At 68.6% G+C, this 26,970-nt stretch carries 24 protein-coding genes and 5 pseudogenes; 20 read left to right on the top strand and 9 right to left on the bottom strand.

Features of this window, described 5'->3' with window-relative positions; genetic code table 11:
• Positions 1-524: 524 nt before the first annotated feature.
• Together CJ177_RS10445 and CJ177_RS49180 are read right to left on the bottom strand one after the other, a co-directional pair.
• A pseudogene (locus CJ177_RS10445) lies at positions 525-1,072 on the bottom strand (Lrp/AsnC family transcriptional regulator).
• A 290-nt stretch (positions 1,073-1,362) separates the two neighbouring features.
• Positions 1,363-1,506: pseudogene (locus tag CJ177_RS49180) on the bottom strand (alpha/beta hydrolase); the annotation flags it as partial.
• Between the two features lie 354 nt (positions 1,507-1,860).
• Between CJ177_RS49180 and CJ177_RS10435 the strand changes: the two are divergent.
• The 6 genes from CJ177_RS10435 to CJ177_RS10410 all read left to right on the top strand — a co-directional run bounded on the left by CJ177_RS10435 (position 1,861) and on the right by CJ177_RS10410 (position 7,105).
• Entirely contained in the window at positions 1,861-2,538 is a 678-nt protein-coding gene (locus tag CJ177_RS10435; protein ID WP_095867704.1) for a hypothetical protein, read from the top strand.
• Positions 2,539-2,611: 73 nt separating this feature from the next.
• Positions 2,612-3,538, top strand: coding sequence for a metal ABC transporter substrate-binding protein (locus CJ177_RS10430; protein WP_179443194.1), 927 nt, complete (start codon positions 2,612-2,614; stop codon positions 3,536-3,538).
• Positions 3,535-4,272, top strand: a complete 738-nt coding sequence (locus tag CJ177_RS10425) for a metal ABC transporter ATP-binding protein (RefSeq protein ID WP_061043113.1) — start codon at positions 3,535-3,537, stop codon at positions 4,270-4,272. The genes CJ177_RS10430 and CJ177_RS10425 overlap by 4 nt, the downstream gene beginning before the upstream one ends.
• Positions 4,273-4,278: 6 nt before the next feature.
• Positions 4,279-5,205 carry a metal ABC transporter permease gene (locus CJ177_RS10420; protein ID WP_061043112.1) on the top strand — a complete coding sequence of 309 codons (927 nt, stop codon included), beginning with the start codon at positions 4,279-4,281 and terminating at the stop codon, positions 5,203-5,205.
• 84 nt (positions 5,206-5,289) lie between these two features.
• Positions 5,290-6,489: a Fic family protein gene (locus tag CJ177_RS10415; protein ID WP_061043111.1), complete on the top strand. Its 1,200-nt coding sequence runs from the start codon at positions 5,290-5,292 to the stop codon at positions 6,487-6,489.
• A gap of 139 nt (positions 6,490-6,628) precedes the next feature.
• Complete coding sequence (locus tag CJ177_RS10410; protein ID WP_061043110.1) at positions 6,629-7,105, top strand: hypothetical protein; 477 nt, start codon at positions 6,629-6,631, stop codon at positions 7,103-7,105.
• Positions 7,106-7,118: 13 nt separating this feature from the next.
• Here CJ177_RS10410 and CJ177_RS10405 read toward each other — a convergent pair whose 3' ends face one another.
• The 3 genes from CJ177_RS10405 to CJ177_RS10395 all read right to left on the bottom strand — a co-directional run bounded on the left by CJ177_RS10405 (position 7,119) and on the right by CJ177_RS10395 (position 9,290).
• Complete coding sequence (locus tag CJ177_RS10405; protein ID WP_095867703.1) at positions 7,119-8,255, bottom strand: RNA polymerase sigma factor; 1,137 nt, start codon at positions 8,253-8,255, stop codon at positions 7,119-7,121.
• A 1-nt stretch (position 8,256) separates the two neighbouring features.
• Complete coding sequence (locus tag CJ177_RS10400) at positions 8,257-8,616, bottom strand: YciI family protein (protein WP_061043109.1); 360 nt, start codon at positions 8,614-8,616, stop codon at positions 8,257-8,259.
• 119 nt (positions 8,617-8,735) lie between these two features.
• On the bottom strand, positions 8,736-9,290 hold the full coding sequence (locus CJ177_RS10395) for a helix-turn-helix domain-containing protein (protein ID WP_043793370.1): 555 nt from the start codon (positions 9,288-9,290) through the stop codon (positions 8,736-8,738).
• 86 nt (positions 9,291-9,376) lie between these two features.
• Between CJ177_RS10395 and CJ177_RS10390 the strand changes: the two genes are divergently transcribed.
• The 4 genes and pseudogenes from CJ177_RS10390 to CJ177_RS48225 all read left to right on the top strand — a co-directional run.
• Positions 9,377-10,051, top strand: coding sequence for an AzlC family ABC transporter permease (locus CJ177_RS10390; protein ID WP_095867671.1), 675 nt, complete (start codon positions 9,377-9,379; stop codon positions 10,049-10,051).
• A complete protein-coding gene (locus CJ177_RS10385; protein ID WP_061043107.1) occupies positions 10,048-10,371 on the top strand; it encodes an AzlD domain-containing protein in 324 nt (107 codons plus the stop codon). Before CJ177_RS10390 ends, CJ177_RS10385 begins: the two co-directional genes overlap by 4 nt.
• Before the next feature lie 17 nt (positions 10,372-10,388).
• Positions 10,389-11,213: an MBL fold metallo-hydrolase gene (locus tag CJ177_RS10380; RefSeq protein ID WP_016880360.1), complete on the top strand. Its 825-nt coding sequence runs from the start codon at positions 10,389-10,391 to the stop codon at positions 11,211-11,213.
• Positions 11,214-11,273: 60 nt separating this feature from the next.
• Positions 11,274-11,470, top strand: a pseudogene (locus tag CJ177_RS48225) (helix-turn-helix domain-containing protein); the annotation flags it as partial.
• A gap of 39 nt (positions 11,471-11,509) precedes the next feature.
• Here the strand turns inward: CJ177_RS48225 and CJ177_RS10370 are convergent.
• Positions 11,510-12,709, bottom strand: a complete 1,200-nt coding sequence (locus CJ177_RS10370) for an RNA-guided endonuclease TnpB family protein (RefSeq protein WP_095867670.1) — start codon at positions 12,707-12,709, stop codon at positions 11,510-11,512.
• Positions 12,710-12,754: 45 nt separating this feature from the next.
• Here CJ177_RS10370 and tnpA point away from each other — a divergent pair.
• The 4 genes and pseudogenes from tnpA to CJ177_RS10350 all read left to right on the top strand — a co-directional run.
• Positions 12,755-13,050, top strand: a pseudogene (tnpA, locus tag CJ177_RS10365) (IS200/IS605 family transposase); the annotation flags it as partial.
• A gap of 85 nt (positions 13,051-13,135) precedes the next feature.
• Positions 13,136-13,732, top strand: a pseudogene (locus tag CJ177_RS10360) (transcriptional regulator); the annotation flags it as partial.
• 13 nt (positions 13,733-13,745) lie between these two features.
• Entirely contained in the window at positions 13,746-13,919 is a 174-nt protein-coding gene (locus CJ177_RS10355; RefSeq protein ID WP_009480519.1) for a hypothetical protein, read from the top strand.
• Between the two features lie 182 nt (positions 13,920-14,101).
• The gene (locus CJ177_RS10350; RefSeq protein ID WP_095867669.1) at positions 14,102-15,493 is read left to right on the top strand and encodes an NAD(P)/FAD-dependent oxidoreductase; all 1,392 of its coding nucleotides are present in this window, start codon (positions 14,102-14,104) and stop codon (positions 15,491-15,493) included.
• 80 nt (positions 15,494-15,573) lie between these two features.
• Here the strand turns inward: CJ177_RS10350 and CJ177_RS10345 are convergent, their stop codons facing one another.
• Both CJ177_RS10345 and CJ177_RS10340 read right to left on the bottom strand, forming a co-directional pair.
• A complete protein-coding gene (locus CJ177_RS10345; protein ID WP_025432559.1) occupies positions 15,574-16,035 on the bottom strand; it encodes a PaaI family thioesterase in 462 nt (153 codons plus the stop codon).
• Between the two features lie 250 nt (positions 16,036-16,285).
• Positions 16,286-17,059: a hypothetical protein gene (locus CJ177_RS10340; protein ID WP_095867668.1), complete on the bottom strand. Its 774-nt coding sequence runs from the start codon at positions 17,057-17,059 to the stop codon at positions 16,286-16,288.
• 185 nt (positions 17,060-17,244) lie between these two features.
• Here CJ177_RS10340 and CJ177_RS10335 point away from each other — a divergent pair, with 185 nt between their 5' ends.
• From CJ177_RS10335 to CJ177_RS10325, 3 genes are read left to right on the top strand one after another with little or no spacing between them, the layout of a single operon-like run.
• Positions 17,245-18,714: an iron ABC transporter permease gene (locus CJ177_RS10335; protein ID WP_080578252.1), complete on the top strand. Its 1,470-nt coding sequence runs from the start codon at positions 17,245-17,247 to the stop codon at positions 18,712-18,714.
• A complete protein-coding gene (locus CJ177_RS10330; protein WP_029537786.1) occupies positions 18,711-19,817 on the top strand; it encodes an iron chelate uptake ABC transporter family permease subunit in 1,107 nt (368 codons plus the stop codon). The genes CJ177_RS10335 and CJ177_RS10330 overlap by 4 nt, the downstream gene beginning before the upstream one ends.
• Positions 19,814-20,647, top strand: coding sequence for an ABC transporter ATP-binding protein (locus CJ177_RS10325; RefSeq protein ID WP_061044134.1), 834 nt, complete (start codon positions 19,814-19,816; stop codon positions 20,645-20,647). Before CJ177_RS10330 ends, CJ177_RS10325 begins: the two co-directional genes overlap by 4 nt.
• Before the next feature lie 6 nt (positions 20,648-20,653).
• Here the strand turns inward: CJ177_RS10325 and CJ177_RS10320 are convergent, their stop codons facing one another.
• Positions 20,654-23,242 carry a phosphatidylglycerol lysyltransferase domain-containing protein gene (locus CJ177_RS10320; RefSeq protein WP_095867667.1) on the bottom strand — a complete coding sequence of 863 codons (2,589 nt, stop codon included), beginning with the start codon at positions 23,240-23,242 and terminating at the stop codon, positions 20,654-20,656.
• A gap of 175 nt (positions 23,243-23,417) precedes the next feature.
• Between CJ177_RS10320 and CJ177_RS10315 the strand changes: the two genes are divergently transcribed.
• The 3 genes from CJ177_RS10315 to CJ177_RS10305 all read left to right on the top strand — a co-directional run bounded on the left by CJ177_RS10315 (position 23,418) and on the right by CJ177_RS10305 (position 26,911).
• Entirely contained in the window at positions 23,418-23,831 is a 414-nt protein-coding gene (locus CJ177_RS10315; RefSeq protein WP_005246077.1) for a BlaI/MecI/CopY family transcriptional regulator, read from the top strand.
• Between the two features lie 26 nt (positions 23,832-23,857).
• A complete protein-coding gene (locus tag CJ177_RS10310; protein ID WP_005246076.1) occupies positions 23,858-24,811 on the top strand; it encodes a M56 family metallopeptidase in 954 nt (317 codons plus the stop codon).
• Between the two features lie 225 nt (positions 24,812-25,036).
• On the top strand, positions 25,037-26,911 hold the full coding sequence (locus CJ177_RS10305) for a DEAD/DEAH box helicase (RefSeq protein ID WP_095867666.1): 1,875 nt from the start codon (positions 25,037-25,039) through the stop codon (positions 26,909-26,911).
• Positions 26,912-26,970 lie beyond the last annotated feature (59 nt).

Below are 26,970 nucleotides of genomic sequence, written 5' to 3'. Positions count from 1 at the left end.
ACCCCCACCGCCAACAACCTCGACTCCCCGAAAGATCACCCCACCACACCCGCCACCTACCGCATCCCCGACAACCAAGGGCCCGACCACACCATCGTCGACATCGCCCAAGACCCCGGGCGCCCAGGACTACCCCACAGGCCTCGGCTCCTCCACACCCCTGCCGTCACAGCCGGCGACGACCAGTGGACCGGCCACCGACCCGTACCCAACAAAGCCCTCACCGCAGCCTGACAGCGCCGACCTCACCGCCCCGCACACCGCCACCGACGGTGCACCGAGGAAGCCGGCACCAGCCCGCGAACGCATCCCCGACGACGCCTTCCGCCGCCCCCACACCGGGGGAAGCCGACCAAGCCCGCACCACAACGCCACAACGACCCCGACAACTACCGCATCCACCGCCCGCCCCCCACAACAGGACGCGCGAGCAGCGCCAGGACAACGACACGCCAACCACCGGCAAGAACAACCTCCGACCGACGCACCTGATCACATCCATCGCCAAGCAGCTCCGCTCCCCCTCAACGGCCCGAAGACTGCTCGACCCGAAGCGATCGCAGCCGCGGACGCACATGCTCGAAGATCAGGATGGTCTCCGTCGAGGCCACCGCAGGATGCGCGCTGAGGTGATCGAGAACGAAACGCCTCAACTCCTCACTGCTCGCAGTGGCGACGTGAACGAGATAGTCATCGGCACCGGCGATGAAGTACACGTTCAACACCTCACCCACGGTGGCGAGCTGCTCGGCGAGCTGCCCCGGATGCCGCCGCGCACCAGCCTGCACACGAACCGCGATCATCGCCTGCAGGTCCCAGCCGAGGGCAGCCGGATCGATATCGGAATGGAAGCCCCCGATCACCCCACGATCGACCAACGAACGCACACGACCCAGACAGGTCGACGGAGCGATACCCGCCAAAGCAGCCGGGGCATTGTTCGGGATACGCGCATCCCGAACAAAGCTGATCGAAAAAGGACCCGATCGACGTCATCGATCCGCACCCCCGCCCGAACACCATCCGCTCCCGAGCCAACCGAACACGGCCCGCCCTCAACATTCTTCTTCACCGGCTCAGCCCAAAGAATTTTCTTCTCTCCACTCGGCTACCTTGCGCCGCATGCCCACAATTGATACCTGTCAGTCGAATCACTGATCGTGAACCCCGGACATCCACCTCCCCAACACCAAGATCGTGGCCCCTCGGCATGACCGGACAGGCCCACCATCACCAGCCCCCAGCCCCCCACTCCCCACCCACGCCACCGCCTCGCCGCCATCGGAACCCGCGATGGGCCGTGCGCGACCAAAACCCTCCCCCACACGGACGCCGACATCACCGTGACCGACCACACCACGTCGACGGGAATGTCACGTCCCCGTAGTCCAGTCCGACCTCGTTCGGTCGCCGCAACATCGGTGCCCGCCGTCCCGCGGTCGTTCCCGTGGTCCCCAACGCTACGAAGTTGTCGAACGCTGCCTGGGCCTCGTTCTCATCAGCCACGGGGTGCGCCTTCCCTTCCGGCGCCTGGGCGCCATACCGGGTCCTCCCCCGCAGCGGCACAACAGTTCTGCCTCGAACCGAGCACCCCTGCGACGAAGCTCAACCACCCCCGCAGTGTTCCCCTCACCCACCGGCGGATCCGGGCACCGTCCACCCACCCCTCCAGCCGGCGCGGCCATGAAGTCCGGCAGATGTGCGCTTGCGGGAGGGACCGCTCCGACCGCGATTGCACTCGGAAGACCTCTTCGGAAACCTCGAAGAATGGGCGTCGACGGACCAACTCCTGGCGACCAGCCCGCCATCCGCATCACCGCGGGAACGCTCGACGGCGCACAGGAAGGTGAGCTGCCATCCATCATGTTGGCAAACGCGTGCGAGCTGTATCGAGACGCCGGCTGCATCGGTCAGCCGGCGGCCGCTGTCACCAGCCTGGCCTTCGTGATTGCCGGCCTCGCGGTCGTCGCGCGTCGTCCGCACGGAGCGCCGACCGTGACCTACGGCCTGCTTGTCGTCGCGGTCGGCGCCGGGTCGCTCGTTGCGCACGGACCCAACCCGCCGTGGCAGGCCTACGCACACGACATCCCGATCGCGACACTGCTGGCCTTCATCGCCGTCGACGCCGCCTCCGACCGGTTCGGCCGGCGGCTGTCGCCGGTGTGGTGGCTTGCCGTCCCGGTCGTGGTGATCCCCGCGGTGGCGGCCGGCCCGACGGCCTCCACGATCGTGCAGGCAATACTCGCCGCGGTCGCCGTGGGCCTCGGTCTGGAACGCGCCCGCGTCCGTCCGCAGCTGCGGCGCACGACCGTCGTCGCGGCACTGCTTCTCGTGTCCGGCGCGCTGCTCGGCACCATCGGCGACCGGACGTCGATCTGCCGGCCGGGCAGTGTCCTGCAGGGCCACGCGCTGTGGCACATTCTCGCCGCCGCTGGATTGTGGCGGCTCGCGCCCACGATCGGGTCCACCGCCGACACGGTCGCGGCACGGCGGTCCCAGGCGGGCTCCAACGGCGACTTCCGTCGACCGACAACGTGACTGCGGGTGCCGCCCCTTGTGGTTTCGGTGAGCCGAACATTATGATTCGACCGTGAAAACAACGGGCTTCAAGGTGGGTGCGCGACGACGGCCAGTAGCCGGTGCCGCGGCGCTGACAGCGCTGGCCGCGGCATTGATGCTGTCGGGGTGCGGCACGGGCGACGGACCGGAAAGCGACAAACCGGTGGTGTTGACGACGTTCACCGTTCTCGCCGATATCGCCGCGAATGTCGGAGGTGAGCACGTGACGGTCGAGTCGATCACCAAGGCGGGCGCGGAAATCCATGGATACGAGCCCACCCCGGGCGATATCAAGAAGGCAGCCGAGGCCGACCTGATCCTCGACAACGGGATGAACCTGGAGGCGTGGTTCGCCCAGTTCGTCGACGGTGTGGACGTCGGGCACGTGGTCGTCAGCGACGGCGTCGAGCCGATTGCCATCGGCGAGGACGCCTACGCGGGCAAACCGAATCCGCACGCCTGGATGTCACCACTGAACGTGCAGATCTACGTCGACAACATGGTCGCCGCGTTCAGCGAGCTCGATTCCGCGCATGCGGCCGACTATCGCATCAACGGCGACGCGTACAAGGCGCAGTTGCAGAAGGTGCAGGACGAGTTGGTCGCCGAGCTGGGAGCATTGCCGGTTAACGAACGGGCGCTGGTCACGTGCGAGGGAGCGTTCTCGTATCTGGCCCGGGACGCGGGGCTGACCGAGAAGTACATCTGGCCGGTCAATGCCGAACAGCAGGCCACGCCCCAGCAGATCGCTTCGACGATCGAGTTCGTCAAGGACAATCGGGTTCCGGCGGTGTTCTGCGAATCCACGGTGTCGGATGCGCCGATGCAACGCGTCGTCGAAGCCACGGGCGCCGCGTTCGGTGGCACCCTCTACGTCGACTCGCTGTCCGAGGCGGACGGACCGGTGCCGACGTACCTGGATCTGATCCGGCACGACGCCGACACCCTCACCTCCGCACTGAACGGGCAGCAATCATGACCACCCGGCCGGCCGTCGAGGTGCAGGACGTCACCGTCCACTACGGCGATGTCCTTGCGCTCGACCAGGTCTCACTTGCCCTGCAGCCAGGACGCGTCTGCGGTCTCGTCGGCATGAACGGTTCCGGAAAGTCCACCCTGTTCAAGACGATCATGGGCACCGTCAAACCCGACTCCGGCACGGTCCGCATCAACGGCACGGCGCCGGCCGCGGCACGCAAGACCGGTGTGCTGGGTTACGTTCCGCAGAGCGAGGACGTGGACTGGACGTTCCCCCTCTCGGTGCGTGACGTGGTGATGACCGGCCGCTACGGGCACATGGGGCTGACCCGGCGGCCCGGCAGAGCTGACCGCGAGGCCGTCGACCACGCCCTCGAACGCGTCGAACTGACCGAACTGGCGGACCGGCAGATCGGGCAACTGTCCGGCGGCCAGAAGAAGCGCACCTTCGTCGCCCGCGGAATCGCGCAGGGCGCCACCATCCTTCTCCTCGACGAACCGTTCGCCGGGGTCGACAAACGCTCCGAAGCCACCATCACCGCACTGCTGCGTGAACTCGCCGCCGCGGGTGCGGCGATCCTGGTCTCCACCCACGACCTGCACGCACTGCCCACCCTGGCCGACGAGGCGATCCTGCTGATGCGCACCGTCCTCATGCACGGCGACCCGACGGTCGTGCTGCAGCCGGAGAACCTGGCGGCCGCCTTCGGCCTCGACGTCATGACAAGGACCTGAGAATCAATGGATGTCATCGACTTCTTCGTCGACCCGCTGCGCTACGACTTCATGGTCCGCGCGCTGATCACCACCCTGATCGCCGCCGTGGTGTGCGCGGTGCTGTCGTGCTGGCTGGTTCTGATCGGCTGGTCACTGATGGGTGACGCGGTCTCGCACGCCGTCCTGCCCGGCGTCGTCCTGGCCTACATCGTCGGCGCCCCGTTCGCGATCGGCGCGGTGATCTTCGGGTTCCTTGCCGTGGCACTGATCGGGGTGGTCCGCGACACCAGCCGCGTCAAGGAGGACGCCGCGATCGGCATCGTGTTCTCCACCCTGTTCGCGCTCGGGCTGGTGCTGGTCTCGGTCACCCCGAGCCAAACCGACCTCAACCACATCATCTTCGGCAACCTGCTGGGTGTGAGCCGGTCCGACCTCGTCCAGATCGCCCTACTCGGGGCCTTCGTCTTCATCGCACTGATCGTCAAGCGCCGCGACTTCACGCTGTACGCCTTCGACCCCACCCACGCCCACGCGATCGGCCTGAACCCGCGCCTGCTCGGGGCCGCGCTCCTGGGGCTGCTGGCCCTGACGGCGGTGGTGGCCCTGCAGGCCGTCGGCGTCATCCTGGTCGTCGCGATGCTGATCATTCCCGGGGCCACCGCGTACCTGCTGACCGACAGCTTCCACCGGATGCTGGTCATCGCCCCGGCGATCTCGGCGGCCTGCGCCGTCATCGGCCTGTACCTGAGCTATCACCTCGACACGGCCAGCGGCGGCATGGTGGTGCTGTCCCAGGGTGCGGCATTCGCGCTGGTCTACCTGTTCGCACCTCAGCACGGAATCATCGGTCGCCGAATCACCGCGTCCAGGCGACGCCGGTCACCGCGTCATGAACACGGGAACACCGAGAATCACGCGGAACGCGATTGGGCGCCGGAACCGAAGTCGTAGAACTGGCGTCGATCGCGTTGCACACCGTCACTACCCAGGGTCCATATCATTGGATAACTTATTAACCAATGGTATGTTCGCTGGGTGGCATCGGTTAACGGCGGACTGTTGTGGCCTCCTGTCGCCTACGAGCAGCATCCGTGGGTCAGCACCGCCGGCGACTACGGCACTCGGCGCGAGCGGCGCCTCACTGCCGGCCCCTACCGTGCGGCAGTACCGGCGTTCATCGCGGACCGATCCATCTCACTGAGCGGCGAGCTGCAATCGCTGACGGAGGAAGCGGCGACCGAGCTCACCCGTTTCGACGTCGAGGTCGGCCACATCACCGCCCCGTTCGCCTCCATTCTGCTCCGCGCCGAGAGTGCGTCGAGCTCGGAGATCGAGAACCTCAGCAGCGGGGCGCGGCAGATCGCGTTGGCCGAACTCGGCGAGCACGCCTCCCGCAACGCCCGCCTGATCGTCGGAAACGTCCGGGCCATGCACGCCGCGTTGGAGTTGTCCGACTCCATCGACGCCGAGGCGATCCTGCAGATGCATCGCGCGCTGCTCGAACACGGCGATCCGAACATCGCCGGTCGATGGCGGCAGCAGCAGGTCTGGATCGGCGGCGGAAGCCTCGGACCCCACACCGCGCAGTTCGTCCCCCCGCACCATGACCGGGTTCCCGCACTGATCGACGACTTGATCGTCTTCGCCAACCGCGTCGATGTGCCCGTGATCGCGCAGATAGCGGTCGCGCACGCGCAGTTCGAAACCATCCACCCGTTCCCGGACGGCAACGGGCGTGTCGGACGCGCCCTGATCCAGGCGATGCTGCGCGGCGGACAGCTCACCCGCAGTGTTGCCGTTCCGGTGTCCGCGGGCCTACTACACGACACCGCAGAGTATTTCGACGCACTCGGCGAGTACCGGTCCGGGAACGTCGAGCCGATCGTCCGGTCGATCGCGGAGGCATCGTTCGGTGCGGTCGCCAACGGTCGCACCCTCGTTCAGGACCTGGAAGCGGTTCGAGCCGACTGGCGCACCCGTGTGACGGCGCGGCGCGGCGCGGCGGTACACCGGCTGGTGGACTTGCTCCTTCGTCAACCGGTCGTCGACAACAAGCTCGTCACATCCACGCTCGGGGTGACCGGCGCCAACGCGCAGATCGCCATCGACCGCCTGGTCGACGCCGGGATCCTCACCCAGATCACCGACGGGCGACGGAACCGGATCTGGCAGGCCAAGGACGTGGTCCGGGTGCTGGACGAGTTCGCCGCCCGCGCCAAACGCCGCCGACACTGAATGCTCCGATCCTGCGGGTGCCGTCGAATGATCCACCGGGGGAACATGACGTGTCGCCCGCCGCCGTTTATCCGCCCGCACCGCGGGTATCAATACCGTGACGTCCGGAGTGAGACCGCCGAGAACGAAGGTTCCGCTGATGACACTCGTGCCCCGGGCCGCGGTCACGCTGATCGCCGCAGGCCCCCTCGCCCTGTTCCTGGCCGCTCCCGTCGCCGCGGACCCACCCGACGTGACCCTGGCCGCCGCCGTGGCCGGGAGCACCGTCACGACGACGATCGCGAACGACACCGGTGCGGACATCGTGTGCGGACTCGGCGGGCTGCATGCGGCGGATGACATCGTGAACCCCGAGTCCGTGGCGGTGTTCCACGCATCGAATGTGGTGATCGGGCCGGGACCGCGGGACTTCGTGTTCGACGCGGTGCCCGACGGGGACTACCTGGTCCACTGGATCTGCAGTGAGAACGCGGGCCCCGGTGACGAGGTGTGGGGTTCGGCGCCGCTCCCGGAGACCGCATACGCGAAGCCGGCGACGGCGGAGCCTCTCCCCGTCACCGTGAGCACGGAAACGTGTTTCGGGTCGGTGTGCCTGCCGCCGGGCCTGGGTCTCTGACCGGCAGTCCGGGTCATCGGAGCGAATCGCGCTGTTCCCGAAGGAATTCCCGCTCGGCAGCGTTCTCGGTGCGGTCGCGCGCCGTCTCGTACGCGCGTGCCGCCTCGTCGGGACGTCCGAGTCTGCGGAGCAGATCGGCCCGCACCGCGTGGTACAGGTGGTATTTGCCGACGTCGAGCTGGTCGACGAGGGCCAACCCCTGCTCCGGTCCCCTGACCTCGGCGACGGCGACCGCCCGGTTCAGGGCCACCACCGGACTCGGCGCCACCGACATCAACTGGTCGTACAACTGCAGGATCTGCCACCAGTCGGTGTCGGCGGCCGTCTCCGCATCGCTGTGGACGGCGTTGATCGCGGCCTGAATCTGATACTGCCCGGGGGTGTTCCGTCGCAGGCACTCCCGCACCAGCGACTGCCCCTCGGCGACGAGGTCACGATCCCACCGACTGCGGTCCTGATCGGGCAGGAGCACGAGCCGGCCGTCGCCGTCGGTGCGGGCGTCTCGCCGCGACTCGATCAGCACCATCAACGCGAGCAGCCCGGTGACCTCCGGTTCGTCGGGCATCAGCGCGGCCAGGACCCGGCCGAGGCGGATGGCCTCGGCGCACAGGTCCGCCCGCGTCAGCCGGTCCCCGGAACTGGCCGTGTAGCCCTCGTTGAAGATCAGATAGACGACGGCCAGGACGGCGCGGAGGCGGTCCGGCAGATCGGTCTCGCTCGGCACCCGGTACGGGATCCGGGCGTCCCGGATCTTCCCCTTGGCCCGGACGAGGCGCTGCGCCATGGTCGGCTCGGGGACCAGGAATGCGCGCGCGATCTCCGCGGTGCCGAGCCCGCCCAGGAGGCGGAGGGTCAGCGCGACCTGGGCGGCGGGGGCGAGCGCCGGGTGGCAGCACGTGAAGATCAGGCGTAGCCGGTCATCGGGCACGACGCCCTCCTCCACCGGTTCGTCGCGGGCGAGCAACAGGGCGGCCTGCGCGTGGCGGTCGTGCCGGGTGGCCTCGCGCCGGAGCCGATCGATCGTGCGGGTGAACGCGTCCTGGACGGCGTCCTCGGCGATGTCGAGGTCGCCGAACACCCCGACCAGGGCGGACACCGCGCGGCCGTGTTCCTCACGGAACACCCGTTCGATGTCGGTGGACCCGACCACGTCAGTCGCCGGCTCCACGGTGGTGTACGAACGGCCGGACCTCGATCGGGAGGGTCGTCGCCCGGGTGAGTTTGCGACCCCATTCGAGGGCGGCGTCCAGGTCGGGCGCCTCGACGATGGTGAATCCGCCGAGATGTTCCTTGCCTTCGGTGTAGGGGCCGTCGGTGAGGAGCACGTCCCCGCCCTGGGCCCGCAGCACGGTCGCCGTGGCGGGGGCGCACAGTCCCCCGCTGAACACCCACGCGCCCGCGGACACCATCTCCTGGTTGAGGGCGTCGAGGTCATCGCCGATCTTCGCGAGGACGTCGGGGTCGGGAGCGGGTCCGTCGGGCTGGTACACGCTCAACAGGTACTGGGTCATCTCGGGTTCCTCCTCGGATCGGACAGCCGGCGACTGCGGATGTGGCCGGCTCTCACCTCCTATACGAACGTCACCCTTCCGAATCGACACCCTGGGCGGAGAAATTTCGCCGAATGTCCTCAGTTGTGTTCGGACACCAGGACGGCGCGGGTGCCCGGCTCCAGCGCTTCGAACACATGTGCGACATCGCCGGGGTAGGCGATGTAGTCGCCGGGTCCGAGTTCGACCGGATCGCCCGCGACGCCGACGAGGGCGCGCCCGGCACTGAGGATGACGTGTTCGACCACCCCGGGCATGTGCGGTTCGGACTCCCGGGCGGGGCCGGGTTCGACGGCGAGGCGGTATAGATCCCGGCGCGCGGACGGCGGGCAGGACGCGACGAGGGTGGCGCGGTAGTCGGACCGGTCGGATGTCAGTTCCGGTCCTTCGTCGGCCCGGATGACCTGCACGCGCGGCCGCGGCGGGTCCAACAGTTGCGACATCTGCACGTCGAGTGCGACGCAGAGGGCCCACAGGGTTTCGACGCTCGGGTTGCCGCCCCCCGATTCCAGTTGGGACAGTGTGGATTTCGCAACCCCGGCGCGGCGGGCGACCTCGGTCAGGGACATACCCGAGCGTTCGCGTTCGCGACGCAGCGAGGGTCCGATGTAGCCCAGTGGGGATTGCCCTGCCATGGTTTCCCTTCCCGACAACCCGTTCATTATTTTGGTCGCGATGTTCGTCTTGACGAACGATGCACCATGTGTTCAGTATAGAAGTCATGCGTTCGATGAAGCGAACACTCGATTCGCGGGTCCTCCGAAACATCGCGCTGGTGTGCCTCGCCGACGGACTGGTCGGCATGTCGTACGGCGCCATCGCGGTGGGTTCGGGCCTGGACGCCTGGTTGCCCGTCGCACTGTCGGTCCTGGTCCTCGCCGGATCTGCGGAGTTCTTGTTCGTCGGCATCGTCGCGGCAGGCGGCAGCCCGGTCGCGGCGACGATCGCCGGGCTGCTGGTGAACGCGCGGCACCTGCCGTTCGGTCTGGCGGTCGGTGACGTGCTGGGGCGCGGGCTGCGCCGCGTCTTCGGCAGTCACCTGATGAACGACGAGTCGGTGGTGTTCGCCCTCGGTGAGACGGACGCCGACCGCAGGCGCGCCGCGTACTGGGCGTGCGGTGTAGGGATCGCGGTGTGCTGGCCGCTCGGGGCCGTGCTCGGCGCGGTGGCGGGCTCGGCGATCGGCGACCCCGCGGTGCTGGGACTGGACGCCATGTTCCCGGCGGTGCTGCTGGCGCTGGTGCTGCCGGCGTTGCGCGATCGGGACGTGCGGGTGCCGGCACTGGCCGGCGGCGTGATCGCCCTGGCCACCACGCCCTTCCTGCCCGCCGGGCTTCCGGTGCTGGCGGCGCTGGTGGGGCTGCTTGCCGGTGTGCGGCGGAAGGTGCTGCCGTGACCGGGAACCTCGTGCTGATCGGGTCGGTCGGGGTCCTTGCGGCGGGCACGTTCGCCTTCCGGTTCGCGGGACCGGTGCTGCGGCCACGGATCGCCACCCGGCCGTGGGTGGAGCGGACCATGGCGACGGCCGCCGTGGTTCTGCTCACCGCACTGGTGGGCACGACCGCGCTCACCGAAGGCCACGGCCTCGCCGGAGTGGCGCGTCCCACCGGCGTCGTCGTCGCGGGCATACTCGCCTGGCGGAAGGCACCTTTCGTCGTGATCGTCCTGTCCGCGGCCGCAGCGACTGCCGGATTGCGGCTCCTCGGGGTGCCGTGAGGATGCATGATCGAGGGGTGTTATTTCATCTCTGCGCCACGTGCGGCGTCGAACAGGACCCGAACACCCCGCTCCCCGACGAGTGCGCGATCTGCGCGGACGAACGCCAGTACATTCCGCTGGGCGGTCAGGAGTGGACCACCGTGGAGAAGCTGGCCGGTGCGGGGTACCGCGCGGTCGAGCACGAGGTCGAGCCGGGGCTGCACGGCCTGTACGTGGACCCGAAGACCGCGATCGGCCAGCAGTCCCTCGTGATCCGCACCCCCGCCGGGTCGCTGCTGTGGGATCCGATCGGGTTCGTCGACGACGCCGCCGTCGCCGCCGTCGCCGCGCACGGCCCGGTCCTCGCCGTCGCGGGCAGCCACCCGCACATGTTCGGCGTCCAGACGCAGTGGTCCAAGGCGCTCGGCGACGTGCCCATCCTGGTGGCCGACGCGGACCGCGGATGGCTGGCACGGTCCGACGGCCCGATCGTGTTCTGGTCCGGCACCCACGAAGTGACGCCGGGTCTGACCCTGCACCAGATCGGTGGGCACTTCCCGGGCAGCGCCGTCGCGCACTGGCGGGACGGCGCCGACGGCCGCGGGGTCCTCCTCACCGGGGACGGCGTGTTCCCCAACCCGGACCGCCGCACGGTGTCGTTCCTCCGGTCGTACCCCAACCGGCTGCCGCTGTCCGCGGCGGTGGTGCGGCGCATCGCGGACCAGTTGTCGCACCTCGAATTCGACCGCATCATCGGCAACTTCGACAACGTGATCGACAACGCCGGCCGGGAGGCGCTCGAATACTCGGCCACCCGTCACTGCGCGTGGGTGACCGGGGAGTTCGATCACCTCACCTGACCGCTGACCATGACGTCCGAGGTAATGATCACGACGATCCGGCCGCCCTAGACTGGCCGCATGACCACCCTCGACGATCGGCGAACGTCGCATGTCGGCACCCATCTGCGGACGCGGCGGGAACGCCGCCGGCTCAGTCAGCTGGAACTGGCGAACCGGGCGGACATCTCGGCCGCCACGTCAGCTTCCTGGAGACCGGGCGGTCGAATCCCACCCGGGCGATGCTGCTGCGGCTCATCGACATTCCCCTGCATCAACTACCCGGTCCTGAAGGACGCGGGTTTGCTGCTCACGTTCTAACTGGCTGCTAGAGGGGTGGCTGCTATAGGCACGGTTGATTGGGCGGCCCGGTAGTTGTTGTGTCCGAGTGCGGCAATGTTGGCGGCGGCGTTATGGTCGGCGTGCCCGGTCCATCCGCAACCGCGGCACCGGAAGACCGCTTGACTGTATCTGCTCGCGCTGTCGCAGTGCCCGCAGAGGTGACACGTTTTACTGGTGTTGCGCGGGTTGATCACCTGCACCGGCAGTCCTGCGGCTTGCGCCTTGTAGGTGATCTGGTCACGCAGTTGCGCGTATGCCCAGGAGTGCAGTTGTTGCCGTTGATTGCGTGCGAGCCGTACCCGGTCCCGGATCCCCGACAGGTCTTCTAGCGCGATTCCTTGACCGGTGCGTTGTGCCTGGGCAACAATCGTTTTCGAGAGTTGGTGATTGATGTCGGTGGCGTACCGAGTCTCCTTCCTACGCCGTTTCTTCAGCTTCCGTTTCGCGGACTTGGTCCCCACCTTTTGCAGCGCGGACCGCATGGTTTCGTTCTTCTTCCGGCGGGCGGTGACCGCACCACCAGACCACCGGACGTCGAGTTCGGCCGGGTCATCTGCGGTGGTCACCGCCAGGTTCACGATCCCCAAGTCCACGCCCAGCCACCCGGTGGGGTCGTCGGCGGGGACCACCTGATCCGGTGCGTCGGTATCGACGGTGGCGTGCAGGTAGAAAGATCCGTCGCGGAAAATCAGATCCGACTCGCCTTTGCGGTCGGCGAGCATTTTCAGCTGCCACGGCGCGCACACGAATCCGACGTTGCGCATCCGGCCCTCGGTCGTCCAGATCGACACCGTCGATCGATCGATCTGCCACGACAAGCACCGATCGTCAAACGGTTGGCCCGCGTCCTCGCGGAACACGATCGCCTTACCTGCAACCTTCGCATACCGTTTCGATTCCGGCGTGCCGTAATTCCCGTTAAGCAGGTTCGCTTTCCGGGTCACGTACGCATCCGCGACTTTCTTGATGACCCGGATCGCCGGTTGCGCCGACAACCCCCGCGCTTTGAGCTGGGCATAGACCTGTTTCTGCAGCGCGAACGGGCGTCGATCGGTGGCGGTGTGCGCGAACCGCGAAACCATGTTCGCCCCCGCATTGCACAACTCTAGTGTCGATTTCAGCGCCACATACTGCTCTGGGGTGGGAGCCAGCTTCACGACAACGATCCGCTTCACACCCTGCGCCTTTCCCTGCTGATACCCGTTGGTCTATGTCACCGGCAGATCATGGCAGAGGTGTGTGACAAGTTCGGTGCAACGTTGACCGAGTTCAGCGGAGCAACCGACCACGTCCACCTATTGATCCACTACCCACCCGTGCAACTCTCCACCCTGGTCAATAGCCTCCAGGGCGTCTCCGCTCGATACCTGCGCCACGAGTTCCCCGACCACATCCGGAAATACTTGTGGGGCAATCATTTCTGGTCACCGTCCCACTTCGCCGCCTCCGCAGGTGGAGCCCACTCGCCATCATCGCCGAATACATCACCAACCAAAAACGACCAGAACCCACGAAAGAAAGCGACCCCGCTACGCGCTCGCGCAGACAGAATCAGCTTCCTCCCGGCCCTGAAGGGCCAGGCTTCCTCTGTTTAATCCGGTGAACGCAATTCGCTGCTCCTCGCGGGCGGTTTCGCGCCCGCCTTCCCGGAGCATCGACTGTCGGATGTGCCGATGGCGTCGATCGCCGATGCCATCGGGAAGATCCTCACCGCGCATTCCCCGTACCCGGCGGTGGTCGTCGACCGGCACTGGAACATGGTGGACGCCAACGACGCGGTCGCGGTGCTGACCGAGGGGTGCGCCGCGGAATTGCTCGAGCCGCCCGTGAACGTCCTGCGATTGAGCCTGCACCCGGACGGCATGGCACCGCGCATCCTGGACCTGGCGCAGTGGCGGGGGCATCTCCTGCACCGGCTGCGGCATCAGATCGCGGTCACCGGCGACGACGGACTGCGTGACCTGCTGCGGGAGTTGGAGGGCTACCCCGGTGGCACCGTCGGCAGCGCCGAACTGCCGGGGTCGCTCGTCGTGCCGCTGCGTATCCGGCACCACGACACGGTGCTGGCGTTCCTCAGCACGACCACGATGTTCGGCACTCCCCTCGACGTGACGGTCGCGGAGCTGGCCATCGAATCGTTCTTCCCCGCCGACGCGGTGACAGCGGCTACCCTCCGCAGTAGCGTGAGCAGCGACTGAGGAGGTAGGTCTGATGGACTTGACAGCAATTGGTGTCGGTTTCGGCTACGTGGTCGTAGTCCTCACCATTCTTGTCGTCGTGGTCGGGGTGTCGGCACTGTTCGTGTTCTCGATCAAATCGGATTTCATTCCGCCGGAATCCCCGGGGACTCCCACGGGGCGGAAGCGGATCGGCAGGGCGGAATAGCCGCGTACGCACCGGAAGGCGGGCGGTTCCTCACGGAGGGGCTGCCCGCCTTCACGTATGGCCGGGCCGCCGGTTTCTGGATCGATTCCGCTGTGCGGGCGGGGCGAAGCAACGCTTACTGAGACGCTCGGGGACAAGGCGACTACCGTGACAGGAGTCGTCTATTTTTCGAGGAGCACGGAATGAGTATCAAGTCGGTTGAGTCACGCCGCCATCGCGTCGTGGTCATTGGATCCGGCTTCGGTGGGTTGTTCGGCACACAGGCGCTGAAGAATGCCGATGTCGACATCACCATGATCGCGCGCACCACTCACCATCTGTTCCAGCCATTGCTGTATCAGGTGGCGACCGGCATTCTCTCCGTCGGCGACATCGCTCCCGCCACCCGGTTGGTGCTGCGGAAGCAGAAGAACACCAAGGTTCTGCTCGGCGATGTCGACAAGATCGATCTCGAGGCGAAGACGATCACCTCCCGGTTCCTGGACCGGACCACCATCACCCCGTACGACAGCCTGATCGTCGCGGCGGGCGCGGGCCAGTCCTACTTCGGCAACGATCATTTCTCCGAGTTCGCGCCGGGCATGAAGACCATCGACGACGCCCTCGAACTGCGCGGCCGCATCCTGGGCGCGTTCGAGCAGGCCGAATTGTCGAACGATCCCGCCGAACGCGCCCGGCTCCTGACGTTCGTCGTCGTCGGCGCCGGTCCGACCGGTGTCGAGCTCGCCGGCCAGATCGCGGAACTGTCGCGGCGCACCCTGTCGGGGGCGTTCCGCAACATCGATCCTCGTGAGGCCCGCGTGATCCTGCTGGACGGCGCGGACGACGTGCTGCCCGTCTACGGCGGCAAGCTGAGCCGCAAGGCCCGCCAGCAGCTGGAGAAGCTCGGCATCGAGATCCAGCTGGGGGCGATGGTCGTCGACGTCGACGTCGACGGCCTCGTCGTCAAGGACAAGGACGGCACGCAACGCCGGATCGAGTCGCAGTGCAAGGTGTGGTCGGCCGGTGTGCAGGCGAGCCCGCTGGGCAAGCAGATCGCGGAGCAGTCGGACGCCGAGATCGACCGGGCCGGTCGCGTCCTGGTCAAGCCGGACCTGTCGGTGCCCGGCCACCCCGAGGTGTTCGTGATCGGCGACATGATGGCGCTCGACAAGTTGCCGGGTCTGGCGCAGGTCGCGATGCAGGGCGGCAAGTACGCGGCCAAGCAGATCCAGGCCGGCCTGAGCGGTCAGAAGCCGGAGGACCGGCCGCCGTTCAAGTACTTCGACAAGGGCAGCATGGCCACCATCTCGCGGTTCAGTGCGGTGGCGAAGGTCGGGAAGCTCGAGATCAGCGGTTTCATCGGCTGGGTGGCCTGGCTGGCGATCCACCTGATGTACCTGGTCGGGTTCCGCAGCCGGCTGTCCACTCTGCTGTCGTGGACGGTGACGTTCCTCGGCCGCGGGCGCGCGCAGATGGCGTCCACCGAGCAGTGGGTGTTCGCCCGCAACGCGATGGAGCAGCTGGAGCGGCACGAGCGGGAGAGAGAGGCCGAGAAGTCGTCCGGCGGCGCGCAGCGCAAAGCCGCGGGGTGACGCAGGCGCGCCCATGACGTGAACAGAGCGGAGGGGACGGACCTGTCGGGTCCGTCCCCTCCGCCGTCTGCGGGGTGTCGTCAGTTGCCGAGGCGTCCGGTGTCGGTGATGTTCGCGAGCCGGACCTGCCCCTTGGAGACGAGTCGATTCTGTTCGTCGGTGATCCGGACCTCCCACAGCTGCTGGGTGCGTCCGCGGTGAACGGGACTGGCTTCGGCGGTCAGCGTGCCCTCCCGCGTCGCGCGAAGGAAGTCGGTGTTGTTGTTGACGCCGACGACGTGTCCGCGTCCGCCGAGCCACACCGTGCCCGCAGCGCTGGCCACCGATTCGATGACGGAGCAGTAGACGCCGCCGTGCTGGATTCCGGCCGGCTGCTGCAGGTCGGGAGTGACCGTCCACTGCGCGCGCACGCGGTCGGGTGAGAGTTCGGTGTATTCGAGTCCGATGAGGGCGTCGAAGCCCTTGCCCAATTGATCGGCCAGCGCGGCGGTGTCGATCCGCCCGTCACCGTTCGATGCCTGCTGTTCCCCGGAATCCACCATCACACTCTCCATCGGATCGCTGTGCGCTCTCGCGGCGCACCCGATCTCCTGCCTACACGACGGGGCGGGCGGCGGGAAAAGCAGGTGGGGCAAACGGATCGGCGGGCCTCACACTGTGTCAGCGTGAGGCCCGCCGTGGGATGGACCTGGGAGTCTCTGCAGCCCTCAGGACTCCGGCGCGGTCCGGTAGTTCGGCTCTCGGCGTCGGCGTTTCTGCTCGGCGTCTGAAACGAGCATAGGCAAGGCTTCCCTAATTTAGCAAGCGCTTCCTCGCCTGCCCGAGTCGGCCACAGTGCGGGCGCGTGATCCGGCTCTTCGAGCGGACCGGCACGCCGGCCGCCACGAACGCGTCCAGGATCCCCTGCCCGCGGCGCTGCGCGGCAGCCTCGCCGCCACCGGCGAGAATCGGCACGTACGTCGCGGCCCCGAGCACGGCCTCCCCCACGAGCCCCCAGAATCGGGACGCGTCGATCGGCGTCAAGCGGGCGATCGCGTCGAACACCGCATGCAGCGACGTGAGACTGCGGTGCACCGTCCAGAGCAGCAGCGCCCGCTCGCACGGCACGGTGACCGTCCGCGGTGCACCGGCGTACGGGTCGTCCGGCAGCACGCGCATGGTGTCGTCGGCGACGCCCGCCCAGTCGATCCCCTCGTCGCTGTCCATGTGGATCCACAGGTTCTCGAGCCCCGGGTCCCACGCGCGCCCCTCCAGGACGACGAGGGCGGTGACACGCCCGACCACCGCGTGGATGAGCGCGGTGGCCACCTGCATCGCGGCGAGGTCCGGGTCCGGAACGTCCTCGAGCGAACGGGCCCACATCCGGGGCACCCGGTCGCCGTCGAGGTCGTCCGCCAGCGACCACCACCGGCGTTTACCCTCGTCTGCCATCGTCGCGACCGCGTACATGCGCGGATATTCGGCGTTCAGCGCGCGAAGTCGTGTGCAGGACACGTCCAGTGCGGTCGCGGGGGCGGACAGGGTCGAAGTCACCGTGCACTCCAATCGGTCGGGATGGAACACCACCAAACATAGGTGAGCCTAACCAAATATCAAGACTTGACATCATGTGATGTGAGGCACCCCCGTCGACCGCAACGCCCGGGACGTCCCGCCGGATGTGGCATCAGGGATAGGGTTCCGTAACCTAAGTAGTTGAATTCGGTGCAGATCCGGTGCACAGGCACACACGTCAGGAGCTTCCCCCGCCAGTGACGACGACGAGACAGTTCGGCAGCGACATCCCGCACCTGCCGACCGACGAGCCCTACGGAAAGCGCGACGTCCCGCGCGGTCCCGCCCCGCTGTACCTCCGGGCACTCGCGGGACTGCTCGACATCGGGATAGTGGCCATCCCCCTCGTCCTCGGGTGGTACATCGTCGACTCCCTCCGCGACGACAACGGCGGCGGGCAGGCGGACCGGGTCGTCTTCGGCGGCGCCGCCGTCGCCATCGCACTGGGGCTCGCCCTGTGGAACCGCGGATTCCGCGAAGGCAACACCGGGCAGAGTTCGGGCAAGGGCTGGGTCGGCCTCGTCACCCGCGACACCCACACCCACGACGCGATCGGTCCGAAACGGTCTCTGCAGCGGGCGTTCCGGCGCTCCGGAACCGAGGTCGTCCGGGAGAGCACCGCGTCCGACGAGGGCTTCACCGTCCGCGAGAAGGACGTGTCGGTCGCGGCGATCCGGCGTCGTCGGCTCGTCGGGCTGGGCGTCCTCGTGATCCTGCTCGGACTGGTCCTGCTCGCCAGCGTCGCGGTCGGGGCGCGGCCACTGTCGTTCGCGGAGATCTTCCACGCACTGTTCGATGCGGACGGTTCGCAGACCGACATCATCGTCCGCACGCTCCGCGGCCCGCGGACCGCGCTGGGGCTCGTCGTCGGGATGGCGCTCGGTGTCGCGGGCGCCCTCATCCAGGGGCACACCCGCAATCCGCTCGCCGACGCGGGACTCCTCGGTCTCAACGCGGGCGCCGCATTCCTCGTCGTGCTGTCGATGTACCTGTTCGGGTTCAGCGCGCCCAGCGAATACCTGTGGTTCGCGTTCGCCGGGTCGTTCGCCGCCAGCGTCATCGTGTTCGGGCTGTCGTCGATCGGGAACGGGGCGGCGAGCCCGCTGAGCCTGGCCCTGGCCGGCGCCGCCGTCGCGTTCTTCCTGCAGGCGATGACCAACGCGATCATCATCGTCGACCAGTCCAGCCTCGACTCCTACCGCTTCTGGGTGGTCGGGTCGGTGGCCGGCCGCGGCTTCGACGTGCTCTGGCAGGTGCTGCCGTTCCTCATCATCGGTTTGATCCTCGCCCTCGTCAGCACACCTGGGCTGAACGTCCTCAGCCTCGGCGAGGACGTGGCACGGTCGCTGGGCACCAACATCGCAGCCAGCCGCGCGCTCGGCATCGTCGCCATCACCCTTCTCACCGGTGCGGCCACCGCGGCGTGCGGACCGATCGCGTTCATCGGTCTCGTGGTCCCCCACGTCGCGCGGGCGATCACCGGCCCCGACTACCGGTGGCTGGTCCCCTACGCCGGGCTCCTCGGCGGCGTCATGCTCGTGACCGCCGACGTCATCGGACGGGTCGTGGTCCGGCCGGGTGAGTTGCAGGTGGGGATCGTGCTGGCCGTGTTCGGTGCACCGTTCTTCATCGCGTTGGTTCGGCGCAGAAAGTTGGCAAGCCTGTGAGCACTCGCGACGAAGTGCGCCCCGACCTCGGGGCCGCCCCGGCGTCCCGCGTCCCGGCCCGCCCCGCGTTCCGGCTCGGACCGATCTCGCTGGTCCTGCGCCCCCTCGGCATCGCCGTGAACGTGGCCCTGCTGGTGGCGCTGTTCCTGGTGCTGTGCCTCAACATCGGCCGCGGCGACTACCCGCTGTCGATCCCCGAGGTCACCCGGGTGCTGTTCGGCGGCGGCACGAAGGCGCAGAACTTCATCGTCATGGACCTCCGGCTGCCGCGGTCGCTGACCGGGGTGTTCATCGGCATGGCCCTCGGCCTGGCCGGCGCCATCACCCAGTCGATCGCCCGCAACGCCCTCGCCAGCCCGGACATCCTCGGCATCACGTCCGGTGCCAGCGCCGCCGCGGTCGCGCTGATCGTCCTCGGCGGCGGCGGCAGCTTCGTCGGCCTCCTCGCCACCCTGGGCATCCCGCTGGCCGCCCTGTTCGGCGGACTGCTCACCGCGCTGGTCATTTACCTGCTCGCGTGGCGCGGCGGGGTGGAGGGTTACCGGCTGATCCTGATCGGCATCGGCATCAACGCCATGCTGATCGCCGTCACCGGCTGGCTGCTGATCTCCGCGGACATCAACGACGCGTCGCGGGCCCAGGTGTGGCTCAACGGGTCCCTCAACGGCGCCGCCTGGAGTCAGGTGTGGCCCGTCACCATCGCCGTCGTCCTCGTCGGCGGCTACGCGGTGATCTCGTCGTTCACGATGGGCGCCCTCCGCCTCGGCGACGACAACGCGGTGTCGCTGGGTGTGCGGCTGCAGTGGTCGCAGGCCCGGCTCCTGCTCATGTCCGTCGCCCTGGCCGGCATCGCGACCGCGGCAGCGGGTCCGGTCGGCTTCGTCGCGCTCGCCGCACCGCAGGTGGCGCTGCGGCTGGTGCGGTCCGCCGGCCCGCCGCTCATCGCGTCCGCCCTGACCGGCGCCGTGCTCGTGGTGGGCAGCGACGTCGTCGCCCGCACGATCCTGCCCGTCGAACTGCCGGTGGGTATCGTCACCTCCGCACTCGGCGGTCCATTCCTGCTGTATCTGCTGGTGCGCAACAATCGGAAGGTCTCGGCATGACCGTGCAGACTGACTCTCGACTGATCGCCGAGAACCTGAGCCTCGGGTACGGCGACCGGGTCATCGTCGACCACCTCGACCTCGAGGTGAGGACCGGGGTGATCACCACCGTGATCGGACCGAACGGCTGCGGCAAGTCCACCCTGCTGCGCGCGCTGGGGCGGCTGCTGAGGCCGCGCAACGGTTCGGTGCTGCTCGACGGCAAGGCCATCGGCTCGATGCGCACCAAGGACGTCGCCCGCACACTGGGCATGCTTCCCCAGGCGCCGCTGGCCCCCGAGGGGCTCACGGTGGCCGACCTGGTGGCCCGCGGCAGGCACCCGCACCAGTCGTGGCTGCGGCAGTGGTCGTCCGACGACGAGGGCGAGGTCGCCGAGGCGCTCGCGCTGACCGGGGTGTCCGACCTCGCGGACCGCCCCGTCGACCAACTGTCGGGTGGTCAGCGTCAGCGGGCCTGGATCTCGATGGCCCTCGCGCAGGGAACCGACATCCTCCTGCTCGACGAGCCCACCACCTACCTGGACCTGGCGCACTCGATCGAGGTGCTCGACCTGGTGGACCGGATGCACGAGGAGTTGGGCCGCACCGTGGTGATGGTGCTCCACGACCTGAACCTCGCGATCCGCTACAGCGATCAGCTGATCGTCATGCGGGACGGCACCATCGTCGCGGCCGGCGCGCCGAAGGACATCATCTCCGCCGAACTCCTGCTCGAGGTGTTCGGTCTCGAGGCCGCGGTCATCGCCGACCCGGTGTCCGATCGCCCGCTGGTGGTGCCGATCGGCACCCGCCACGTGTACGGCGCGGTCGGCGGACCGGAATCGAAGTAGCGGCCGTCAGCGTCGGCCGCCGATCATCGTCCGCACCAGGCGGTAACTCTGCCCCAGCGACACCGTCGGCAAATACGCCCTGCCGACGGCGTTGCCGATGCTCGGCAGGGCCGCCGGGTCGGCGAACGTCATGTGCATGGCCACGTACCGGGGCTGGAACTTCGACTTGAACGCCAGCAGCGAACGGAACCCGTACACCGGTTCCAGGGTCCGGCCGAGCAGATCGAGCACGCTGTCCATCACCGCCGACAGGCTCGACGACTCCGACCGTTCCCGCTCGTCGGCGTCGCCGTCCGGTTGCTCGACCTTGGCGAGCGGGGCGCCGGACAGGCTCAGGAACTGCGCACCCTCCTCCTCCAGTTTCAGCGCCGCCGACGCGATGAGGAACTCCATCGCCGGCCGGAACCCGTCCGAGCGCCGCCGCATGAAGTCGAGGGTCCAGCCGACCACCCGCCCCTCCTGGTACACCGGCAACCAGGACGTGACGCCGTGGACGGTGCGGTCCTCGTCGACGGCGACCAGGCACCGCACCTCCGGGTCGTCGACCTCGTCGAGTCCGCCGAGCGTGAAACCCATTTCGGGCATCCCCTTGTCGGCCACCCACTCCTCGGAGATCGCCGTGATCTGGTCGGTGATCGACCGCGGGGCGCTGGGGAAGCTGACCCATTCCGCGGTGATCCCCGACTTCTTCGCCTTGTTCAGCGCGGTCCGGACGTCCTGGAACCGTTTGCCGGTGAACGCGATCTGCCCCAGATCCAGCACCGTCTCCTCCGCGACCTGGATACCGCTCCACCCGAGGGCGTCCGTGACGGCGCGGACCTCGCCGGTCACCGAGTAGAAGCACGGGATCCACCCGTTGGCGGCGGCGAATTCGGCGAAGTGTTCGACGTTGTCCCGCAACCGGTCCGGCGGGCCGACCGGGTCGCCGGTGGTGAGGGCGACACCGGCGAGGACCCGGTACGCGACGTAGCCGGTGCCGTCGGCGGAGAACCAGTAATTGTTGCCGCGCCACGTCGTCATCCAGGACAGCGGGCTTCCGCTCCCCGACTTCAGCAGGGCGCGTGCGCGTTCGGCGGACTCCGAGTCCGATCCGATGGCGGGACTGAGGAACGTCGCGGCGACGAGCGCGCACGCCGCCACCCAGAACACCACCCCGGTCCACTCGTACAGCAGGGTCGCGGGGATGCTCACCGGCAGCAGCCGGGGGTCGAGCCATTGCAGATACACCGGCGGGATGAGCCGCTCCGGGAAGTCGGCGACCAGCGTCGCCATGCCGGGCCTTGGGTCGAAACCGTTCCGCGCCCACAACCCGCCCAGCAGGTAGAGGACGGCGAGCCCGGCGAGGACGGACACCAGGACGACGGCCAGCCGCCGGTAGGTGCCGGCCGGGGCGGACACGTCGAAGAACCGCCGGGTGGCGAGCAGCACGATCAGGATCGCCAGCGGTGTCAGGAACGGCACCAGCGTCCGGTACAGGTTCGGGTCGGCGAGACCGTAGAACAGGGAGTCCTCGTCGAGGGAGTCGACGAACCGGACCGCGAAGTTCAGCAGCGACAGCACCAGCAGGATCACCTGGGCGATCACGGACGCGACCCACGCGAAGCGACGGCCCCGTCGGAGGCCGTCGCTGAGGGTGAGGAGGAACAGGGACGGCATCAGGCTCAGCAGGGTCGGCCCGACCCCGGACAGACGGAGTTCGAGCAGCCCGCGCCGGCATTCGGGGTCCGACGCCGACACCTCACACAGGTCGCGCACTTCGCCGGCCGTGTAGGGGATGCCGCGGAACAGGTCGCGGAGCACGGCGAGGGGACCGACCGCCTCCGCGGACAGCGCCGCGATCATCGGACCGATCGCGCTGGCCGCCACGATGATCGCGACGAGCACCCGGCCCTCACGCTGGGTGCCCGCGATCCGTTCGCCGCGCGCGGAACGGCCGACGATCCAGCGGCCGATCACCAGCCCGACCACGGCCGCAGCGAGCCGGACCACATCCTGCAGCGAACCACTGAACAGTGCCAGGGTGATGGTGAACACGAGGACGCCGACGCGGATCCGCCGACGCCACAGCGTGCCCATGTTCGAACTGGCCACCATCGCGGCACCGACGATCCACGTGCTCGGACCGACAGCCATGCCCACGTGCAGCCGGAAACCCCAGTTCGCGTCGACGACCTTCGCGACGGCGGCCACCGACAGTGCGAGCAGCCCGCCGAGCACCTGGGTGGCGACCGCCGCCAGCGCGAACCGCGCCGACCCCATGCGGCGTTCCAGCGGCGCGGCCACCACGAGGACGAGAACAGTCGTCGACAGGTACGCCAGGACGTCGTCGCCCCACAGCCCGGCGGTCAGCAAGGTCCACACCCAGCCGTTCTGGAACGCCCGGATCCCGATCGCGACGTGCTGGGACAGGTCGTGGGAGGGACCGCTGATCACACTGGACGTGGCGATCGCGAGGATCCAGATCACGACCAGCAGCGCGATGCTGACCGGTGCACCCCGCACCCCGCCCCAGACCCGTTCCGCCGCCCGCCCGGTCTGACCCTTGACCCTGGCCGCCGGACCGTGCCCGGTCGCCGCGCTGTCGTCGGTCTTCATCCGCCAGGTCCCCACTCTCCGCGATGTCGAGAACGAACGCTTGCCCGGCGGGTCGGCCGCTGCCAACCCGACCGTAATCCACCCGTTCGGAGTATGGCCAATACCACACGCCGTGACGCAGTTTTACTACTACCAGTAGTACGTATCTGCGTCGTCGTATCCGTAGAATCAATTTATGGCTGGACTCGGCGAACTCGAACGCGCAGTGATGGATCACCTGTGGTCCACATCGGAACCGCAGACGGTACGGCAGGTACACGAGGCACTGGCGGCACGCCGTGAACTCGCGTACACGACTGTCATGACAGTGCTCCAACGACTGGCGAAGAAGCACCTCGTCATTCAGCAGCGCGACGACCGCGCCCACCGGTACCTGCCGGTGCACCAGCGCGAGGAGCTCGTCGCGAGCCTCATGGTGGACGCCCTGCAGCAGGCTGACAAGTCCGGAAGCCGCGCCGCCGCACTCGTCCACTTCGTGGGGCAGGTCGGCGCCGACGAGGCCGACGCGCTCCGCGAGGCCCTCGCCGCGCTCGAGGCCAAGGAGCGGTCCACCGGAGACAATCAGTCGGGAACCGTTCGCGCCGGCTGACGTTCGTCATGCATGATGAGTAGGACATGGACGCCACCACCGCGCTGGTTTTCGGAGTACTCGCACTTCTTCTCGCAGGGCCTGTCCCTGCGCTGCTGAGTCGTGCCCGATGGCCGCATCGCGCCCCCCGAGCAGCCCTCGTGCTGTGGCAGGCAATCGCCCTCGCCGCAGTTCTGTCCGCGTTCAGTTCGGGTCTCGCGATCGCCAGCCAGCTGCTGGTCCCCGGACCGGACGGGCGCCCCACCACGGCACCGGTCGCCGAGATCGACGCCCTGGGCCTGCCCCTGTGGCTGCTGTACGTGGTGGTCTTCGCGCTCACCCTCCTCGTCGGCGCCAAACTGATCTTCTCGATCGTGCAGGTCGGGGTCCGCACCCGGCGCAGACGCGCCCGGCACCGCATGCTCGTCGACCTCCTCGACCGCTGCGACTCCTCGTCGCCCCTCGCCCGCACCCCCGACCTGCGGGTCCTCGACGTCACCGAGCCCATCGCCTACTGCCTGCCCGGTCTGCGCCAGCGGGTGGTGCTGAGCCAGGGCACGTTCACCAACCTCGACGACGCGGAGATCACCGCGATCCTCACCCACGAGCGGTCCCATCTGCGGGCCCGGCACGACCTCGTCCTCGAGGCGTTCACCGCCGTCAACGCCGCCTTCCCCACCGTGGTGCGCAGCAAATCCGCGCTGGGGTCGGTGCAGCTGCTGGTCGAGATGCTGGCCGACGACTCCGCCGTCCGCGCCACCGGGCCGACCGCACTGGCCCGCGCACTCGTCGCCTGCTCGGGGTCGATCGCCCCGAAGGGTGCCATGGCCGCGGGTGGTCCCAGCACCCTGCTGCGGGTGCAGCGCCTGGCCTCCTCGGAGGCGGGCACCCCGGTGGCTCTCGCCGCCTACGCCGCGTCGGTGGCCATCCTCGTGGTGCCGACCATCGCCGTCGCCGTCCCCTGGCTCACCGAACTGAGCCGGTTGTTCAGCGCCGTATAGTCACCCAGCTCACAACCCGCCGCATTCGATAACCGGGCGCCCCGTCGCGTACACTGGTCGACGGTCGCCACTGCGGCCCATCAACACTGAAACGGCACACAGCCCAATTCCCCGCACTTCCGCGAATGGATTGACCAGGTGACATGTGCCCTGGCTCGTCCCTTTGTGCGTGCTGCATGACAGCCCCCGCTCCGCGACGCGCCCTATGCCCGGAGAGGTATTTGCGTGACCAACGCTGTCCAGACGACGTCTGCCCCACTAGAGCAGACCGAGACCGAAATCCCTGATCAGAACGCCACCGTGACGTTCGCCGAGATCGGCCTGCCCGCCCCCCTGGTGCAGGCCCTCGCCCGCAACTCCATCACCGTCCCGTCGCCGATCCAGGCGCTGGCCGTCCCCGATGCGCTGGCCGGCACCAACGTCCTCGGCCGCGCACAGACCGGATCAGGCAAGACCCTCGCATTCGGCCTGCCGATGCTCACCCGCCTGTCCCGCCACGAGGACCGGCCCGCACCCAAGCGTCCCCGCGCACTGGTGCTCGTGCCCACCCGTGAACTCGCATTCCAGGTGGTCGACTCCCTCAACTCGTACGCCGGCGCCATGGGCCTGACCGTCCGCCCCGCCGTCGGCGGCACCCCGTTCTCCAAGCAGGTCGACCAGCTGCGCCGCGGCGTCGACATCCTCGTCGCCACCCCCGGCCGGCTGAACGACCACCTGCGTCAGGGCACCTGCATCCTCGACTCGATCGAGATCACGGCGCTCGACGAGGCCGATCAGATGGCCGACATGGGCTTCCTGCCCGAGGTCCGGGCCATCCTCGGTGAGACCCGGGCCGACGGCCAGCGTCTCCTGTTCTCGGCCACCCTGGACCGTGAGGTGCAGTCGCTGGTCCGCCAGTTCCTGCCCGACCACGTGCAGCACTCCACCGAGGACGGTCGCGCCAGCGTCGACACGATGGAGCACTACGTGCTGCTCGTCGACCGCGGCCAGAAGGACAACGTCCTCGCGGAAATCGGTGCCCGCGACGGCCGCACGATCATGTTCGCCCGCACCAAGCTCGGCTGCGAGGGCATCACCGACCGCCTCCGCGCGGTGGGCATCGCCGCCGAGGCGCTGCACGGTGGCAAGGCGCAGAATCAGCGCACCCGTGTCCTCGAGCGGTTCAAGAACGGCCGCACCCCGGTGCTCGTCGCGACGGACGTCGCCGCCCGCGGCATCCACGTCGACGGCATCGACCTGGTCGTGCACGTCGATCCGCCCGCCGACCACAAGGACTACCTGCACCGCGCAGGCCGGACCGCCCGTGCAGGTGAGAAGGGCACCGTCGTCGCGATCGTGCTCCCCAACCAGAAGCGCACGTTCCGCCGCCTGACCGGGATGGCCGGCGTCGACGCCACCGCCGTGCCCGTCACACCCGGCTCGGAGAAGCTGGCCAGCATCACCGGCGCCAAGGCGCCCAGCGGAGAACCGGTGCGCGACACCTACTCCCGCGGCGAGCGTGGCGGCGACCGCAAGTTCGGTGACCGCGGACCCCGCCGTGAGGGCGGATACGCCGGCCGCGACGGCGGCGGCTACCGCGGCAATCGCAGCGACCGTGGTGAGCGCAGCTTCGGCGACCGTCCGTCGGGTGGTCGCAGCTTCGAGGGTCGTGGCCCGCGCCGCGACCAAACCGACAACCGGTCCGGCGGCTACCGGGGCGACCGTCCGCAGCGTGACGGTGACAACCGTGGCGGCGGTTACCGCGGCGACCGGGACAACCGGACGTTCACCGATCGGGCCCCGCGCCGCGACTTCGGTGACAGCGCACCCCGCCGCGAGTACGGCGGCGGCAACAGCGCACCGCGCCGCGACTTCGGTGACCGCGGCGACAGCCACCGCGGTACCGGCGAGCGCAGCTTCGACCGCAGCGCACCGCGCCGCGATTTCGGCGACAACCGCGGTGCGGCGGGCGGGTTCCGTCGCGACGACCGCCGTGACGATCGCCGCCCCGCGGCCGCGTCGGAGCGGCGCCCCGCGTCGACCGGTGGCGGGTTCCGCAGCCGCACGGACCGTCGCTCGTACGACGGTTTCGACGGCCCGCGGCGTGAGCGCCGCAGCTGATCGATCGCTGATCGGACAACCGAATAACGAAGTGTGAGAGAAGGCCGGCCGTCGCATGT

The sequence above is a fragment of the Rhodococcus sp. ACPA1 genome (assembly GCF_002300195.1).
GTDB classification, from domain to species: domain Bacteria; phylum Actinomycetota; class Actinomycetes; order Mycobacteriales; family Mycobacteriaceae; genus Rhodococcus_F; species Rhodococcus_F opacus.
This window is presented reverse-complemented; position numbering and strand designations above follow the sequence as displayed.

What these genes read in the sequence shown, in the direction of transcription:
- CJ177_RS10390 (WP_095867671.1), top strand. Translation starts at nt 9,377, where the DNA reads ATGCGTTCGATGAAGCGAACACTCGATTCGCGGGTCCTCCGAAACATC.
- CJ177_RS10410 (WP_061043110.1), top strand. Translation starts at nt 6,629, where the DNA reads ATGACACTCGTGCCCCGGGCCGCGGTCACGCTGATCGCCGCAGGCCCC.
- CJ177_RS10425 (WP_061043113.1), top strand. Translation starts at nt 3,535, where the DNA reads ATGACCACCCGGCCGGCCGTCGAGGTGCAGGACGTCACCGTCCACTAC.
- CJ177_RS10355 (WP_009480519.1), top strand. Translation starts at nt 13,746, where the DNA reads ATGGACTTGACAGCAATTGGTGTCGGTTTCGGCTACGTGGTCGTAGTC.
- CJ177_RS10315 (WP_005246077.1), top strand. Translation starts at nt 23,418, where the DNA reads ATGGCTGGACTCGGCGAACTCGAACGCGCAGTGATGGATCACCTGTGG.
- CJ177_RS10310 (WP_005246076.1), top strand. Translation starts at nt 23,858, where the DNA reads ATGGACGCCACCACCGCGCTGGTTTTCGGAGTACTCGCACTTCTTCTC.
- CJ177_RS10345 (WP_025432559.1), bottom strand. Translation starts at nt 16,035, where the DNA reads ATGGTGGATTCCGGGGAACAGCAGGCATCGAACGGTGACGGGCGGATC.
- CJ177_RS10400 (WP_061043109.1), bottom strand. Translation starts at nt 8,616, where the DNA reads ATGACCCAGTACCTGTTGAGCGTGTACCAGCCCGACGGACCCGCTCCC.
- CJ177_RS10350 (WP_095867669.1), top strand. Translation starts at nt 14,102, where the DNA reads ATGAGTATCAAGTCGGTTGAGTCACGCCGCCATCGCGTCGTGGTCATT.
- CJ177_RS10420 (WP_061043112.1), top strand. Translation starts at nt 4,279, where the DNA reads ATGGATGTCATCGACTTCTTCGTCGACCCGCTGCGCTACGACTTCATG.
- CJ177_RS10325 (WP_061044134.1), top strand. Translation starts at nt 19,814, where the DNA reads ATGACCGTGCAGACTGACTCTCGACTGATCGCCGAGAACCTGAGCCTC.
- CJ177_RS10395 (WP_043793370.1), bottom strand. Translation starts at nt 9,290, where the DNA reads ATGGCAGGGCAATCCCCACTGGGCTACATCGGACCCTCGCTGCGTCGC.
- CJ177_RS10320 (WP_095867667.1), bottom strand. Translation starts at nt 23,242, where the DNA reads ATGAAGACCGACGACAGCGCGGCGACCGGGCACGGTCCGGCGGCCAGG.